The sequence below is a fragment of the Sphingobacterium faecale genome (genome assembly GCF_016746095.1).
Classification (GTDB): Bacteria; Bacteroidota; Bacteroidia; order Sphingobacteriales; family Sphingobacteriaceae; genus Sphingobacterium; species Sphingobacterium faecale.
This window is the reverse complement of the sequence record NZ_JAERTY010000003.1, coordinates 78,669-94,261: the sequence shown is the minus strand read 5'-3', so window position 1 is coordinate 94,261 and position 15,593 is coordinate 78,669. Positions and strand designations below refer to the sequence as shown.

Sequence of the window (15,593 nt, the reverse complement as noted above, 5' to 3'; positions counted from 1 at the left end):
CTTTAATTTTAAATAATGATATAAGCCTTCTTTCGGTTCTGCTGTAAATGAATTAGCTGTATTCGTTATAAAACCTAAAACAATGTTAGATAAAAATCATTTTGATGTTATTGTAATCGGTTCTGGTATTTCTGGAGGATGGGCTGCTAAAGAGTTTTGTGATAGAGGATTAAAAACATTGGTTCTCGAAAGAGGAACAGATGTCAAACACATTAAAGATTATCCGACAGCTCACCATGATATTTGGCAGTTGCCTCACTATAATCGAGTGCCTTTAAAAGTCTTAAAGGAAAATCCTATTGTATCCAAGTGTTACGCCTTTAAGGAAGACGCGCTTCACTTTTTTACGAAAGATAATGAACAGCCCTATATTCAAGAAAAGCCCTTTGATTGGATTCGAGGCTACCAAGTCGGGGGGAAATCATTGACCTGGGCAAGACAGGTACAACGCTGGTCTGACTTTGATTTTGAAGGACCTGCACGTGATGGCTTTGCGGTCGACTGGCCTATCCGCTATAAAGACATCGCTCCTTGGTATAGTTATGTAGAAAAGTTTATTGGTGTTTCAGGTAAAAAGGAAGCTAACGTAGCTATGCCTGATGGCGAATTTTTACCCGCTTTCGAACTCAATAGTGTAGAGAAGATGATTCAAAACCATATACATACTGCTTATCCAGATCGGCAGGTAATCAGTGGACGATGCGCTCATGTAACTAGACCAGAGCCCATACATGTGGCTCAAGGGAGGACCCAGTGCATGGCACGTTCGTTATGTAGTCGTGGTTGTCCTTTCGGTGGGTACTTTAGTTCTAATTCTTCTACATTACCTTGGGCAGAGAAAACAGGGAATCTTACGTTACGTCCCAATTCTATTGTAGAATCTATTATTTATGATGATGCAAAAGGCAGGGCAACAGGGGTACGTGTTATAGACCGCGATAATAAAGAGACGATCGATTTTTATGCAAAAATAGTATTTGTCAATGCTTCAGCTTTGGCTACAAACCAGATTCTATTAAATTCAAAATCTAGCCGTTTTCCCGACGGACTGGGGAACGATAATGGACTGTTGGGTAGATATATCGCCTTTCATAATTATATGGGGAGCTTGTCAGGTGCAGTGGAGGGCTTTGAGGATAAATATTATTATGGTCGACGTCCGACACAACCTCTCCTTCCGAATTTTAGAAATGTAAAAGGGCAAGAAACTGATTTTTTACGTGGTTATGCTTCGTTTTTTTCGGCCTATCGTCCTACCGGAGCAGGTTCGGAACATGAAGTCGGAGCTGCTTTTAAGGATGGTTTGAGTGAGCCAGGAAGCTGGCGGGTTTTTATGATGATGCAGGGGGAGACAATCCCCGTTCTGGACAATCATGTCAGACTTAGTGACACAGAGGTAGATGTCTATGGGATTCCTCAGCTGATAACCTCCGTTGGTTATCAGGATAATGATTATAAGAGTCTGGAAGACTTTTTAGCGGAGGGTGAGGCCATGTTAAGAAGTGCAGGCGTTAAGAACATAACGCAAAATCGCAGTTCGCAAAATCCAGGATTGGATATTCATGAAATGGGGGGAGTCCGTATGGGACGTGATTCAAATACATCGCTCTTAAATAGTTGGAATCAGTTGCATCAATGTCCAAATGTATTTGTGACAGATGGTGCTTGCATGACTTCTACGGGAACGCAAAATCCGTCGCTAACCTTTATGGCACTAACCGCTAGAGCGGCTAATTATGCAGTGACAGCACTAAAAAGAGGGGATATATAGCCGTTAGTTTTTTTGTCGTACCGATAGCGAAGTTTCTGTCTTTTATCTACGTATCTTTGTTGTTTAAAATAGTGTATATATGGCTAGAGAAACAAAGAGAGGATTGTATCAAGGAATAGTTGAACAGGATGAAAAGGGAAACTATTATTGTGGTCCTTACTTATTAGACTACAAGCTCACTGAAGCCAACTTTAAGTTGGGAGACAAAGTGAGTATCAAAAAAATAGTAAGCAATACCAGTGGCAAGAGTATTGAAGAGTATCCGCAAAAAGCTATTATATTTTCTTTGGTAAAAGAAGAAGAAAAATTTTAGCCCAAGTTTTGCTTTTTATAGGCAACCTATATTTTTGTAAATTAGGAGCATTTTATATAATCATAAATTATGCGTAAAAAAACACAATTAATGACCGCTGTGATGTTATTTTCAACTTCCATAGCTGTCAGCCAAATGAAAGTTCGTGACGAAGTCCCTGCGAAATATAAATGGAATCTGACCGATTTATATTCCACAGATGAAAGTTGGAAAGTCGAGAAAGAGCGTGTACAGCAACAAATGAAACAAGTTGTCTCGTATAAGGGCAAGCTCACTCAGTCTGCCGCTACGCTTTTGGAGGCTTTAGAGTTGAACAGTGGATTGGCCAAGGAAATGGTCCGACTGTCTTCATATGCATCGATGAAATCTGATCAGGATACCCGAGTGACTAAATATGCAGGAATGAAGCAAGAGCTGCAGCAACTTTTTGCGGAGTATGGCGCTTTGGTATCTTATATGGAACCGGAGTTACTGACTTTAGAAGAAGGCAAATTAAACGCATTTTTTGCAGCAGAAAAAGGGTTGGCGACTTACAAGTTTTATCTTATGGATCTGCTACGCAAGCGTGCGCATCGCGGTTCTGAAGAGGTTGAAAAAATAATGGCTTATTCTTCATTGATGTCAGGCAATGCAGCCAATATTTTCAGCACATTTTCTAATGCGGAATTTCCATATCCAGAAATTGAGCTGAATGGAAAAACGATAACACTTAATTCCGCTAATTTCGCATTATACAGAGCCAGCGATGATAGAGCTGTCCGTAGCAAAGTATTTGATGCGTATTTCAATAAATTGAACGAGTTTCAACGTACTTTTGGAGCACAGCTATACGGTAATATTAATGCAGGGCTGTTTGCTACCAAGGCACGAAACTATAACAGTACCCTGGAGCGTGCCTTAGATGATGGTAATATTCCGACTGCGGTTTATCATAATCTCGTGAAGAATGTGAATGGAAACCTGAATACTTTTCACCGTTACCTTAATCTTCGTAAGCGTATGATGGGGATTGATACACTGCACTACTATGACCTATATGCACCGTTAGTGGAGCAGGTAGATTTGGCTTATACGGTAGACGAGGCAGTGGGTAATATTTTAAAATCCCTGAAACCTTTGGGTAAAGATTATGTTGATGTTTCGAATAAGGCATTCAACGAGCGTTGGATTGATATGTATCCTAATGAAGGTAAGCGTTCTGGAGCATATTCCAATGGGTCGGCCTATGATGTGCATCCTTATATCCTGATGAACTATAATGGAAAGTATAATGATATGTCGACATTGACCCACGAATTGGGGCACACTATGCATAGTTATCTGACCAATAAAAAGCAACATTTTGCTAACGCTGATTATTCTATTTTCGTTGCCGAAGTGGCTTCTACATTGAATGAAGAACTGTTGAATGATTATATGTTGAAGCAGATCAAAGACGACAAAGTAAGGTTAGCCATTTTAGGTAATTATCTTGAAGGAGCTAAAGGAACTTTATTCCGTCAGACCCAATTTGCAGAGTTTGAATCTATGATTCATGATCGCGTTGCAAAAGGGGAAGCTTTAACAGGTGAGGACTTTGATAAGATGTATTTGGAGCTAACGCGCCGCTATTATGGCCATGATAAGAATGTTTGTATCGTGGATGATAATGTAAAATCAGAATGGTCTTATATTCCACATTTTTACTATAACTTCTACGTATATCAGTACGCAACCTCTTTCACAGCATCAACGGCACTTTCAGAAAAAGTACTACGTGGTACAGATGAGGATCGTAAAAAGTACCTTAACTTTCTTTCATCGGGTAGTACCAAATATCCTGTAGACCTTTTGGTAGACGCTGGAGTAGATATGAATACCTCTGAACCGTTTGATCTGACTATTGCCAAAATCAATAAGGTAATGGCTGAGATGGAAGCGATTTTGACTAGGTTGGGGAAATAAAGGTTATTCTCCTGTGTATAACAAAAGCCGTATTTATTTAATACGGCTTTTGTGTTCTATAAGTTTTTTTCTTATATGCTTGAGCTGATCAGGTAGGGGTAGTTCTGCTCTAGATCAGGGTGTGTTTTCTTCAGCGTGTTTTTGAAGTTGGTGATTACAGCATCTGTTGTTGCTTGTCCACTATCGATATAATCTTCCAGTTGGCGGAAGAGAAAAGACATCTGTAGCCATTGTTTTAGCATAATGTAAAGGGGAACAAAACCTTCGTCGTAATCATGGTCATAGTAGAATACCATTTCATCCTTGTCTAATAGCCATCTGTCTCCGGTTCCACTCCCAGCGAAACACCAAAGTGTCGTTGTATTGAACTCTTTAGACTCATTTACCGCTTCTGGTGCATTATACAGTATACTATCTCCTGCAATAATGGTGGTTTTAATCGGTGTCACTATACTTCTGTACCAATCTGAAAAAGGAAAGTCAAGCGATTTAGGGAAATTCTGAACAGCGGATCTATTCGTTAAAATTCTTTCTTCTAATGTTGAAATATCTTGAATCTCAAAAGTCATAAATGTTAATTCTAGAGATTCGCTTATCCTTTGAGATTGGTTAACCTGGATAGGTCATCAAACTCTGCCTGAATGATATCACTGTCTTTCGTGGCTGTCAAAGTTGTTTTAGTTTCCTCGACGGTATATCCTTTTGTACGGAGATAGGATCTCAACGCATTTTGGTGGTTCATTTCAAATTGACTGATTAACTGTGGGAACACAAAGCGTAATCTATCGTGTGTGTCATGGCGTACTTGTTTAATACGGGAGTCTGTTATGGTCAGTAGCATAGCTCCCTGTCCGTAGTCTGCTATATAATAAGCATCAGCATGACAAAGACCTGTCGCTATTATGCCTAAAAGGTGCAGTTCGTTTGTTGAAAAATCAAATCTTGGATTTCTGAGGAGATCAATTTCATTATCTTCACCATATTTCTTTAGCTGTAGGGCGTTCTGTTGGATGGAATCGGGCAGGTCAGACTGTTGATTTGCCCAAGCCCACAGCCATGTTTCTGAAGAATGGGAGAATGTACCCAGTACCTGTAGTGGGAAACTCAGGCTATCACAAAAACTTATAGTCCCAGCGGTCATATCTACATTCCAATTATTATCACCCATTAGTTCTCCAAAATCAAGCTGTTTTTCGAGCGCAATTCCACCATACTGTTCTAGTAGTCCTTCTTCCGTCAAAATAGGTGTTGGTACTTCTTTTGTTGTAGTTGGCGCCTCTGTATTTTTGGTGTTGTTTTTTCCAAATAGTTTATCTAAAAATCCCATAATATATTTTTTATGAAAACTAAATTAGGAAAATACAATAATTCGGAATAGGTCAAAGAAGATGTGAAGCCGTTCATATTTATAGTCCTTTTAAAAACTGTATAATTTTTGGATTGTCTTTGGTATGGTTAATGTATCTTAGTGTAGTGTTGCTATATCGTTATTACATGAGTAAGTGCCTGTTTTTGTTTTTGCCATTCACTTTTTTATTTTCGACAGTCTGTTCGGCGCAGAGTCTTGTCAATGAAATTGAGAAAACCTCCTTCGAGTCCGATACTAGCCGACAGCGGGATTTGATTGATATAGGTAAAGAGATACTTAATCTCAGACCACCCGAAGGGCAAAAGAGCACCGGAAAGAAAATGTATTTTTCATTTTTGCCTTTTTCTACGAGTGTGCCAGGTGGTGGTACCGCTTTAATAACCTCGACTACAGCAGGTTTTTATCTTGGAGATCGGAGCGATACGTATCTGTCTCAAGTGACATTTACCCCTTATACTAATTTTGGTAAGCGTTTTGGCTTTCCTATTCGCTCTTATGTGTGGCTTAAGGAGAATAAATGGGTAATCGATGGCGATATTAGATGGCTTAAGTACCCGCACGAGACCTGGGGGCTAGGCACAGGCCATGGCCCTGGTGAGAGTATCAATCTGGATTATACCTATGTACGGTTTTATCAACATGTATTGAAGCGTATCCGTGGAGGCTTCCTCATGGGGATGGGGTATGATTTGGACTACCGTGTCAATATCCGGAGCAAGAGTGACCAATCGCTGGCCGATTTTACAGATTATTCTTGGGGGACTTCTGAAGCTGGATCTAGTGTTTCCTCTGGACTTAGCTTGAATTTGATTTTTGATACCCGTTCTAACTCCATCAACACACTGGATGGTAATTATGCTAATCTCCAATTTCGTGTCAATCCGACTTTTATGGGGAGTTCTGACAATTGGAGTTCACTCTATATGGAAGTTCGGAAATATTATAGGTTAACCGAGGATTTCAATAAACAGAATATGTTGGCCTTCCGCAATTTCTTTTGGACTGTGTTCAATTCTAAGACTCCCTACCTCGATTTACCAAATTTGAGCTGGGACCCCTATAACAGTTCTGGCCGAGGACTCCCTTTAAGCAGATATAGGGGAAAATCTCTTTACTATCTAGAGGGAGAATATAGACGGGATATCACGACAAATGGACTGTTAGGATTTGTTGTTTTTGCGAATGCGACTACTGTAAGTGGTCCTAAATCCACGTTCTTTGGCAATTGGAACCTCGCTACAGGAGCGGGGGCGCGAATAAAGTTTAATAAGGCTTCAGGTACTAATATTGCCATTGACTATGGTTTTAGCAAGGGATATCGAGGTTTGAGCTTAGGGCTGGGAGAGGTGTTCTAATTCTTTATTATGTAGAGGATGTATTATGGCTTACGACATATTGTAAAAGTCATATCGCGAATTGTAAAGGTATCTTATTTTCTTAGCTACAATCATTAATTTTGAAGCATTCATAAGTTCTATCAAGAAAACATTTAAATTCACGAATAATTATATATGAAATATATACTTACTGTTTTTGTTGTTTTGCTCTTACATACCGTTCACGGGCAAGGTGTCAATTTTTTTGGAAAAGCAATATGTAAGACTACTATCAAGACATTGTACTATCGGTTTGATGACGAGTCTTTTAGTCCCGAGCAGTCCGTGCAAATTGAATGGAGTAATAAAGAAGGTGCGAGAATTCTTAATTCTTATGGAATAGAATTTAAAGAAGATAAGCTTAGAGCACATCAATACATTTATTTTTCCCATATGGTGAAAGGTATTAGGGACACTGTGCTTATACAGCAAAACCGAGTAAACCTTGTGGCGTTATTTGCATTGATAGATTCTTTGGACGGTGAAGAATCTGTTATTAGTGTCACCAATGATTTATTTTTAGAAGACAATTTCGAACTACTAACAGGCATTGTCCGAACACCTCGCTCCGAAGAAAAGCAATACATTGGAGAGTACATGGTTTCTTCTAACTTCTCCAAGGGGACGACTACAATTCGACTGGATGATGCGAAGATATACCATGCTCAGCATTCCAACGAACGTGATAGCTATTTTTTTATGAACGAAGAAATTGGCACTTGGGAGTTAGGAAGCTGGCATTACAATAATAGTTACGCCGCTCTTAAAGTTAAAAACATTCATAGTTTTAATAGGAACATAGGTCTTCGTATGTTGCCAGCGGATATCGGTAGTGCTTACGATATACGTATTAAAGAAGATAGACTGTTGTATCCAACAGGTTTTGAGTCGATGAAAGAACTGAAGAGAAAATAGCCTCAGTTTAGAAATAAAGAAATGTTGTAATAGCTTTAAAAAGGCATTAATGGTTTTATTTCGATCTTATGGAGGTTATGTTCAATTTTCAAAAGCCCCATAGCGACTTTATGGATTTCAATGATAGGGGGCATCTTCATGTTTATAATCTAATATTTAAATCCATATTTATTCGCTATGTGATAAAATATTGATTGTTTTATCAAAAGGGTCTTTTACGAAAAATCTTCGTACGCCCCAAGATTCATCAGTAGGGCCGTATATAATCGTAAAACCCCTTTTAATCATTTTCTGATAAACATAATCAATGTCGTCTACTTCGATCGAAATATCGGGAACTGGAGTACCAGCTCCTCCCTCACTCATGAAGCTAATCTGTATTTGCATCTGCTCTTCATTACCATAGGTATGGATCCAGTTCATATCCATTAGTGTTTGTAGACCCAGGATATCTTGATAGAAGACTTTTGCTCTATAGATTTCTGTAGTAGCCATATTGACCACAATACGTTTTACTTTCATTTTATGGAAATATTTTATAGATCGTTACCAATTACTGTCGTTTAGCGAATTTACCTTTTCTATCTACAAGTTAATCAATTTTAGACGCTGTTGTTAAATTTGACTCGGTAATATCTATGTTTCTGGTAGTAGATTTGTTTTACTTAGATTTTAGTGGGTACTAGTGGAGATAATCGACTTCAAATGTAACGGAGAAAGTTTGCCTCGTGTCTCTATACAAAATCCATCGTAGACTTTTATGGGTTTGATAACAAAGGAGATAGATTTTGCAGGGAATGAAGTTAAAAAAAACTAATTTAGCAGGTGATATGATTACTGAGAGTACGAATATATTGAGCCCGACCTATTTTTCTTTTTTTTCTGCACGATTTGGACCGATAGTGCTATTGGTAATTGTACCCACTCTAATCATATATATCTTCTCCGAGGACAGGGACCTTGTGTTATTACTCTGCGTAGTTATCACCTGTATAATTGCTATTTCCTTTCTTTGTCTCTCGGAGTATCTGCGTCTCCGGAAAAATATTTATTTATCCAAAGTAATATTGGAACGGGATACACTACGGATCGATGAAATCACTTTTCAGGCAGAGCATGTCGATCTGGTTTCCAGCGTTAGACTTCGTAATGCTTTAGATAAATACTACATATACCTTGTTGAGATCAAAACGACCGACGGTGGGAAATTCTATTTTTTAGACAAACCGATGAATTGGAAGTTTGAATCCCCTACCATACGTCTATTGAAAAAACATCAATTGCTGTCTTCAAAGACAAGCGACGTACAAATAGAGAAAGATGGGTTTGCGAGTTTATTGGAATAGTGGGATGTTATTTTCGCGGTAATGTTATATTATCGGTTGAGTGAATAGGTATTTGTAGATTAGAATACGATTATATATTGCTATTATAGATTTTTATTCAATATTTTTATAGCAATAAATTTGATATACAAATAACTTAACCTAGATATAACAAAAGATTTATATCGGGTATCCTAAATTTGCCAATGTGAATCCAAATGAATTGAACAGCTCTCGTGAAGCAGAATATCAGCTGCTTGACCAACTCGCTTCGGGCAGTCATGAGGCTTTCGAAAAGCTGTACCGCTTACATTGGATATTTGTCTATAATGAAGCGTACAAAAGACTACGCAGCCAAGATGATGCTGAAAATATTACTCAGGACATCTTTACAACACTATGGGAAAACAGAGAGAAGGTGTCTATTCAGGAACTCAGAGCCTATCTTTTTGTGTTGACCAGAAATAAAACTCTTAATTTTATCCTCAAAAATAAGCCGGAATTAATTACAGATTACGAAGAGAATATTCAGAATGATTCATCCCCTTTAAAAGATTTACTTACTAAAGAAGCTTATAATAATCTTAATGAAAAGATTCTTTCTTTGCCCCCACAACAGCGAACAGTTTTTGCTATGCGATATGAAGAGAATAGATCTACAGATGAGATAGCAGCAGTGATGGGACTCTCTATAAAAACAGTTCGAAACCACCTTGGGAAAGCTATTTCTACAATTCGAAGTATACTCAAGTTTCTGATTCTGCTTTTCTTTTAATTTTTTTTAATCCGACTGGGCTTTCCTGTTTGTCATCTGTCTTTAGTATAAGAACAGATGATGAAAAAGAACTTTAAAGACGTAATACAAAAATATCTTCTTGGCAAAGCGGATAAGAAAGAAATAGATCATGTAGAGCAATACTACGATGATTTGCAGTCTAATCTTGACATTACCCAAGAAAAGTCTGCGGCACAAATAGAAGAGATGGAGTCCCGTATATGGGACAATATCTATGAGCAGCAAAAGGTTAGGACTTTGCGTCGTTCTCGACAGGCTTACCTACGTTGGGCAGCCGCGATACTTTTGCCTTTGTTTTTGATTGGAGGCTATTACTGGACCAGGACCCATGATATGGAGATTAACCTAGCGGAAGTAGGTCCCGGTAAGATGGGAGCTAATTTAATAACAGGGACAGGGCAGGTATATTCCCTGACATCCTTAGAAGACTTAGCAAAGCTGGAAGGCGAAGGTATATATCGGGAAGAAGATGGTTCGGAAACAACTATGCACGAGATTGTAACACCAAAAGGTGGCTACTATCAGTTGGTTCTATCTGATGGTACATCGGTATGGCTTAATGCTGCTACAGCTATACGTTTCCCCGCTCATTTTACGAGCGGTAAAAGAGAGGTTTTCCTGTCAGGCGAAGCTTACTTTGACGTCGCCCATGACAAATCAGCCCCCTTCATTGTCCACACAGACCAACAATCTACAAGAGTCTTAGGGACCAAGTTTAATATTACATCGTACAACGGCCAGCAGACTGACATCGTTACTTTAATAGAAGGTTCGGTCGAAGCGACATCGAATTATAACGAGAAAATCCTAATGACTCCAGGACATCAGGCACATATTGGCAAGCAGATACGCTATACAACAGTAGAAAATGCCGAAGATGTGGCCGCCTGGCGTAACGGCGAATTTTTCTTTGACAACACGCCAATGGGCGAAGTCATGACCAAAATTGGCCTTTGGTACAATCTAGAAGTGAATCTCGACAATCTTCCAGACAATAGATTGAATGGCTTGGTAAATAGAAACGTGCCGTTAAATAAGCTGTTAGACCTGATTGAAACAACATCAAATGTTAAGATCATAGTTAAAGAGGGACAGCTCACCATTGCTACGAATCAAGAAAAATAATATGCGAGTAATCAACCTAATTAAACAATCAAATTCATGAGTTTTTTTAAAAGAAGAAAAGGATCCTTGTGGCTGGCTCTGGCTCTGCAGGTAGGTGCGGTCATGCCTACTGTACATGCTATGAGTTTACAACGGGTGTCTTTAGATGTTAAGAATGAAAAGTTGGTCGATGTATTTAAAAGAATAAAACAGCAGACCAATGTTTCGTACCTTTTTGACGGTCAGTACAGAAACGAAGCAAATCGGGTGTCGATAAAAGCACAAAACGTAGATTTAGCAGATCTATTACTGGATATCTTTAAAGGTCAGCCTTTTGATTATGAATTGAACCAAGGCATTATCGTTATAAAAGACAAAGTTGCACCGGTTCCTGCTTTACGAAAAGCGGATGTAATCCAACAATTTGTTGCTGGGTTTGTGGTGACGGAGGCTGGGGTTCCTCTAGTTGGAGCATCTGTACAGTCCGTCGACGGCACCAAGGCTACGCAAACAGATGAAAAGGGATATTTTAATTTACCTATCACAGGAACTTCCGCGACAGTACGTGTCAGTTTTACAGGTTATGAGTCAAAAAATGTAACCATTAGACTGCACGAAGCACCTAGGGTTATATTGAATATTGAAGAAAAGCTATTAGAAGAGACTGTTGTAGTGGGTTATGGCACGCAGCGGAGGTCGCTGGTGACGAGTGCTGTTGGGAGTCTTAAAATCGATGATTCCAATATGCGACAGGTTGCTAGTCCAACCAGGTTACTCGAAGGTCGTATCGCCGGTGTGAATGTATCTATGGGATCTGGAAATCTAGCGTCTGGAGAAAAAATTACTATACGAGGTAATTCGTCTATTAGTGCGGGTAACAATCCTTTGTATGTAGTGGATGGGGTACCTATCAATACTTCAGATATGGCATTGTTTTCATTTGGGGAGTCCTACAGTCCTCTAGCTGCCTTTAATCATGCGGATATAGAATCCATCGAGATCTTGAAAGATGCTGCATCAGCTGCTATTTATGGTTCACGGGCCAGTAATGGTGTTGTGCTTATCACAACGAAGTCCGGTAAAGCAGGGAGAAATGATGTCAGGGTCAACTTGACAACCGGTTTTAGCCAGTTTGCCAATAAGAATAAAATCAAGCTCGCTAATTCAGAGCAGTATATAGCCAGTTTTAATGCCGGTGTGGACAATTATAATAAGCAATACGGACGGAAGATAGGAGACAGTGATTATAAGATACGTATCCAAAATCCCTATCAGGGACTTCCAGATACAGACTGGTTAGGACTGATCTTGCAGACAGGGTATTTTCAAAACTATGATGCAGCCCTCTCAGGAGGAAATACCAAGACCAATTATTATTTTGGACTGGGGCTTACCGATCAGTCGGGCGTAGTTAAGAACAATGCGATTCGTAAGTATAACCTGAATACAAAAGTCAGCCATAAGTTCACGGATTGGTTAGAGGTAGGGGCAAATAATATGGGTAATTTCATTAAGAACAACCAAGTGCCCGGTGCCAATTTAGGGTCTACGATTATTGCGCGAGCTATTGAACAACGCCCTTTCGACCGTCCTTTTAAGCCTAATGGAGATTATTATGTGGGAGGTACAGATGAGCTGACGCGACACAATCCGTTACAGATCCTAAATGAGCAGGATGCTTACGTCGATAATTATAGATACCTAGGAACCTATTATGGGCAGGCTAATTTTCTAGACCATTTTTCATTCCGATCTTCTTTTAGTGCAGATATCGGTTACACCTATGATTATACCTATTATAATCAAAAGCATCCCTATGGTACTGGAGTAGGTCGATTGTTGGATTATAACAGGTTGATTCAAAACGTTGTGTTTGATAACGTTTTGAATTATAACAATACGTTTGGAGATCTGACTGTATCGGCTATGTTGGGGCATTCGTATCAGAAGCAGATGAGCCGCTCTTCGTCCATTGACGGTCGCGGGTTTCCGACCCCATCTTTGCAGGTCATATCTGTAGCATCAGAAATTTTCGCCGCCAGTGGTGGTATTGGCGAGTATGCGTTGGAGTCTTATTTCGGAAGAGGTACTTTTTCCTACAAAGACCGCTATTTAATGACCGCTACTTTACGGGCTGATGGGTCTTCTAAGTTTCATAGGGACAATCGTTGGGGGTATTTTCCTTCCCTCTCTTTTGGCTGGAATATTTCCAATGAAGAGTTTATGGGGATCAATGAAAATGATTTAAAGTTCAGAGCAAGCTATGGTGTCACTGGAAATCAGGAGGGGATTGGGCAGTATGCCTATCAAGCGCTTATGTCAGGAGGGCAGAACTATGGTAATGAATCCGGGATATCCGTTTCTTCTTTTGGTAATAAAGATCTACGGTGGGAAAAAGCAAATCAGTATGATGTTGGTTTTGATGTCTCCTTTTTTAAAAGAAAGCTGAATATCGTATTTGATGCTTACTACAAAAAGACATACGATCTTCTGTACAGCATGCCTATTCATGCTACGACAGGGATGACGAGTATCGTGAGTAATGTTGGCTCTATGATGAATAAAGGGCTCGAGCTTGGCATCAATACCAATGTGCCGCTGGGACAGGTACAGTGGAAGTCGGCTTTTAATATCGCCCACAATACCAATCGGATTACCTCTTTGCTGGAAGATCAGACACCTATTGCAATAGGTGATAATAGAGCTCTGAAAGTAGGCGAGAGCATCGGAGCATTCTATTTATTCGACTGGGATGGACTATTTCAATACGATGGCGAAGTGCCACAGGAGCAGTTTGAACTAGGGGTGCGCGCCGGAGATGTGCGTTGGCGCGATGTCGATGGCAATAATATTATCAATGACAACGACCGTATTGTGTTAGGAAATGCCAATCCTAAGTTTACCGGAGGTTGGAACAACTCTTTCTCCTATAAAGGTGTACAATTGGACTTTCTGTTTACTTACGCCTATGGTGCTGACGTGTATGCGCAATGGAAATCAACAGGAATGGCCAATCTAGGAGCAAATTTCGCTAAAGATTTGAGCTACGTAGAAAACGCATGGGCAGGGGCTGGTAGTACAAATGTGTACCCTAGAGCGTTGGTCGGATTAGGTCATAACACGAAAAACTCAACACGTTTTCTTGAAGACGGGTCTTTCATTCGCTTACGTTCTATGACACTAGCTTATAATTTTGATAAGCAATTGATCAGACAGGTTAAGTTAAATGGTCTTCGGGTATTTGCTACTGTGGACAACCTGTTCCTACTAACAAACTATTCTGGATGGGATCCCGAGGTAAACAATAATCTAGATCCGCGGTACTATGGTGTCGATTTATTTGGAGTGCCTCAACCTAGAACTTTTAGTTTTGGTGTAAACATTAATTTATAAAACCATGAAATTCCAAAATATCTATATATTAGCTTGTGTTGCAACACTATCATTGTTTAGCTCCTGTTCGGGCAAGTTAGATCTATATTCCCATTCGGCTATGGCTCCAGATGCGGTGACGGCTAGTGATATTCCAGCTTTGCGTCTAGGGATGTACAATAATATGCAGAATGATCCTGGCGTACATAATTTTATCATCTTTGATCTTTTAGGGGGGGATTTACAGACAGGAGCCAATAGCTCGCCGATTAATCTGATCAACTCCACGCTATCCCCTTTAAACTCCATTGTTTCCAGAGGTTGGAATGGTTACTATAGCTCATTGTACCAAGTCAACAACGTGTTATCTATCTGCCTTGCGCAACCCGAGAATAGCATCCGCAATCTAACTTTGGGAGAAGCATATTATTTTAGAGCTTTAAACTACTACAATCTTATAACCCGTTGGGGCGATGTACCGGTACTACCTGATAATACTTTAGACAAGCCTTTCCGAGCACCAAAAAAGCAGGTCTGGGCCTTTATTGAGACCAATCTCCTCGAAGCAGCAAAATATTTAACAACATCCAAATCCTACTATTATGTTTCGGGAGATGCCGTCAAGGCTTTGCAGGCTCGTGTATATCTAGCACAGGGCAAAAAGGAAGAGGCTGCGGCAGTAGCTCAGGCTCTTATATCTTCTGGTAAATATGCATTGGATAGCTTTGAGAAAATCTTCAGAAAGCAGGCAAATGCAGAGGTCATCTTTGCATTTGAAAACCTTTCCGAAGAGTCATCCATTAATATTTCGGATCTATTTTACTCCTATGCTCATCCGAATAAAGGGCAGGGGAACTATAGAATCACTAACGAAACGGTTAATCTGTTTGCTTCGACGGATAAACGGCGTAACATGACGATCGTCAATATTGCTGGTACGGATTGCGTTAACAAATACCCTAGCGGACAGACAGGTAGAGATCCTGTCATTATATCCCGCATTTCGGAGATGTATCTTATCGCTGCAGAAGGATTAGGACTAGACAAAGGATTGACCTACCTAAATACCCTGCGCCAATTTCGCGGATTACCTATCGTAGCACCGTCTTCGGAGAACGAGTTTATTACGGCATTACTTCGGGAGCGCCAGCTTGAGTTCCTAGGTGAAAACTTTCGGTATTATGACCTCATCCGTACCGAAAAAGCTATAAGTACTTTAGGTATTTTACCGTATCAGACACTTTTGCCCATTCCTGGTAGTGAGCTGCAACGTAATACAAATTTAGAACCTAACCCTGGTTATTAATT

13 protein-coding genes are annotated in these 15,593 nt (G+C 39.8%); 10 read left to right on the top strand and 3 right to left on the bottom strand.

Going from position 1 to position 15,593, the window contains the following annotated elements:
- The first annotated feature begins 82 nt into the window (after positions 1–82).
- The 3 genes from JKG61_RS05955 to pepF all read left to right on the top strand — a co-directional run bounded on the left by JKG61_RS05955 (position 83) and on the right by pepF (position 4,028).
- Positions 83–1,771 carry a GMC oxidoreductase gene (locus JKG61_RS05955; RefSeq protein ID WP_202102071.1) on the top strand — a complete coding sequence of 563 codons (1,689 nt, stop codon included), beginning with the start codon at positions 83–85 and terminating at the stop codon, positions 1,769–1,771.
- Positions 1,772–1,850: 79 nt separating this feature from the next.
- On the top strand, positions 1,851–2,084 hold the full coding sequence (locus JKG61_RS05950) for a hypothetical protein (RefSeq protein WP_202102070.1): 234 nt from the start codon (positions 1,851–1,853) through the stop codon (positions 2,082–2,084).
- A gap of 69 nt (positions 2,085–2,153) precedes the next feature.
- Positions 2,154–4,028: an oligoendopeptidase F gene (gene pepF / locus JKG61_RS05945; RefSeq protein ID WP_202102069.1), complete on the top strand. Its 1,875-nt coding sequence runs from the start codon at positions 2,154–2,156 to the stop codon at positions 4,026–4,028.
- A 71-nt stretch (positions 4,029–4,099) separates the two neighbouring features.
- On the opposite strand, the gene JKG61_RS05940 is transcribed toward pepF, so the two are convergent.
- Positions 4,100–4,597 (bottom strand): hypothetical protein, encoded by a 498-nt coding sequence (locus tag JKG61_RS05940; protein WP_202102068.1) that lies wholly within the window; start codon positions 4,595–4,597, stop codon positions 4,100–4,102.
- Between the two features lie 23 nt (positions 4,598–4,620).
- Positions 4,621–5,355, bottom strand: a complete 735-nt coding sequence (locus JKG61_RS05935; RefSeq protein ID WP_202102067.1) for a DUF6882 domain-containing protein — start codon at positions 5,353–5,355, stop codon at positions 4,621–4,623.
- A gap of 167 nt (positions 5,356–5,522) precedes the next feature.
- Here JKG61_RS05935 and JKG61_RS05930 point away from each other — a divergent pair, with 167 nt between their 5' ends.
- Positions 5,523–6,752 carry a BamA/TamA family outer membrane protein gene (locus JKG61_RS05930; protein WP_237249391.1) on the top strand — a complete coding sequence of 410 codons (1,230 nt, stop codon included), beginning with the start codon at positions 5,523–5,525 and terminating at the stop codon, positions 6,750–6,752.
- 156 nt (positions 6,753–6,908) lie between these two features.
- Complete coding sequence (locus JKG61_RS05925; RefSeq protein ID WP_202102065.1) at positions 6,909–7,688, top strand: hypothetical protein; 780 nt, start codon at positions 6,909–6,911, stop codon at positions 7,686–7,688.
- 168 nt (positions 7,689–7,856) lie between these two features.
- Here JKG61_RS05925 and JKG61_RS05920 read toward each other — a convergent pair whose 3' ends face one another.
- Positions 7,857–8,210: a VOC family protein gene (locus JKG61_RS05920; RefSeq protein WP_202102064.1), complete on the bottom strand. Its 354-nt coding sequence runs from the start codon at positions 8,208–8,210 to the stop codon at positions 7,857–7,859.
- A gap of 275 nt (positions 8,211–8,485) precedes the next feature.
- Between JKG61_RS05920 and JKG61_RS05915 the strand changes: the two genes are divergently transcribed.
- The 5 genes from JKG61_RS05915 (at position 8,486) to JKG61_RS05895 (ending at position 15,591) form a co-directional block, all read left to right on the top strand.
- Positions 8,486–9,034 carry a hypothetical protein gene (locus tag JKG61_RS05915; RefSeq protein WP_202102063.1) on the top strand — a complete coding sequence of 183 codons (549 nt, stop codon included), beginning with the start codon at positions 8,486–8,488 and terminating at the stop codon, positions 9,032–9,034.
- Positions 9,035–9,221: 187 nt separating this feature from the next.
- On the top strand, positions 9,222–9,788 hold the full coding sequence (locus JKG61_RS05910; protein ID WP_202102062.1) for an RNA polymerase sigma factor: 567 nt from the start codon (positions 9,222–9,224) through the stop codon (positions 9,786–9,788).
- A gap of 57 nt (positions 9,789–9,845) precedes the next feature.
- A complete protein-coding gene (locus tag JKG61_RS05905) occupies positions 9,846–10,934 on the top strand; it encodes a FecR family protein (RefSeq protein ID WP_202102061.1) in 1,089 nt (362 codons plus the stop codon).
- Positions 10,935–10,970: 36 nt separating this feature from the next.
- Positions 10,971–14,306 (top strand): SusC/RagA family TonB-linked outer membrane protein, encoded by a 3,336-nt coding sequence (locus JKG61_RS05900; protein ID WP_202102060.1) that lies wholly within the window; start codon positions 10,971–10,973, stop codon positions 14,304–14,306.
- A gap of 4 nt (positions 14,307–14,310) precedes the next feature.
- Positions 14,311–15,591 (top strand): RagB/SusD family nutrient uptake outer membrane protein, encoded by a 1,281-nt coding sequence (locus JKG61_RS05895; RefSeq protein ID WP_202102059.1) that lies wholly within the window; start codon positions 14,311–14,313, stop codon positions 15,589–15,591.
- Positions 15,592–15,593 lie beyond the last annotated feature (2 nt).

Bases quoted from the DNA above. Each gene is read 5' to 3' on its own strand.
- JKG61_RS05895 (WP_202102059.1), top strand. From the start codon at position 14,311: ATGAAATTCCAAAATATCTATATATTAGCTTGTGTTGCAACACTATCA.
- JKG61_RS05905 (WP_202102061.1), top strand. From the start codon at position 9,846: ATGATGAAAAAGAACTTTAAAGACGTAATACAAAAATATCTTCTTGGC.
- JKG61_RS05920 (WP_202102064.1), bottom strand. From the start codon at position 8,210: ATGAAAGTAAAACGTATTGTGGTCAATATGGCTACTACAGAAATCTAT.
- JKG61_RS05915 (WP_202102063.1), top strand. From the start codon at position 8,486: ATGAAGTTAAAAAAAACTAATTTAGCAGGTGATATGATTACTGAGAGT.
- JKG61_RS05935 (WP_202102067.1), bottom strand. From the start codon at position 5,355: ATGGGATTTTTAGATAAACTATTTGGAAAAAACAACACCAAAAATACA.
- JKG61_RS05930 (WP_237249391.1), top strand. From the start codon at position 5,523: ATGAGTAAGTGCCTGTTTTTGTTTTTGCCATTCACTTTTTTATTTTCG.
- JKG61_RS05900 (WP_202102060.1), top strand. From the start codon at position 10,971: ATGAGTTTTTTTAAAAGAAGAAAAGGATCCTTGTGGCTGGCTCTGGCT.
- JKG61_RS05925 (WP_202102065.1), top strand. From the start codon at position 6,909: ATGAAATATATACTTACTGTTTTTGTTGTTTTGCTCTTACATACCGTT.
- JKG61_RS05940 (WP_202102068.1), bottom strand. From the start codon at position 4,597: ATGACTTTTGAGATTCAAGATATTTCAACATTAGAAGAAAGAATTTTA.
- JKG61_RS05950 (WP_202102070.1), top strand. From the start codon at position 1,851: ATGGCTAGAGAAACAAAGAGAGGATTGTATCAAGGAATAGTTGAACAG.
- JKG61_RS05955 (WP_202102071.1), top strand. From the start codon at position 83: ATGTTAGATAAAAATCATTTTGATGTTATTGTAATCGGTTCTGGTATT.
- pepF (WP_202102069.1), top strand. From the start codon at position 2,154: ATGCGTAAAAAAACACAATTAATGACCGCTGTGATGTTATTTTCAACT.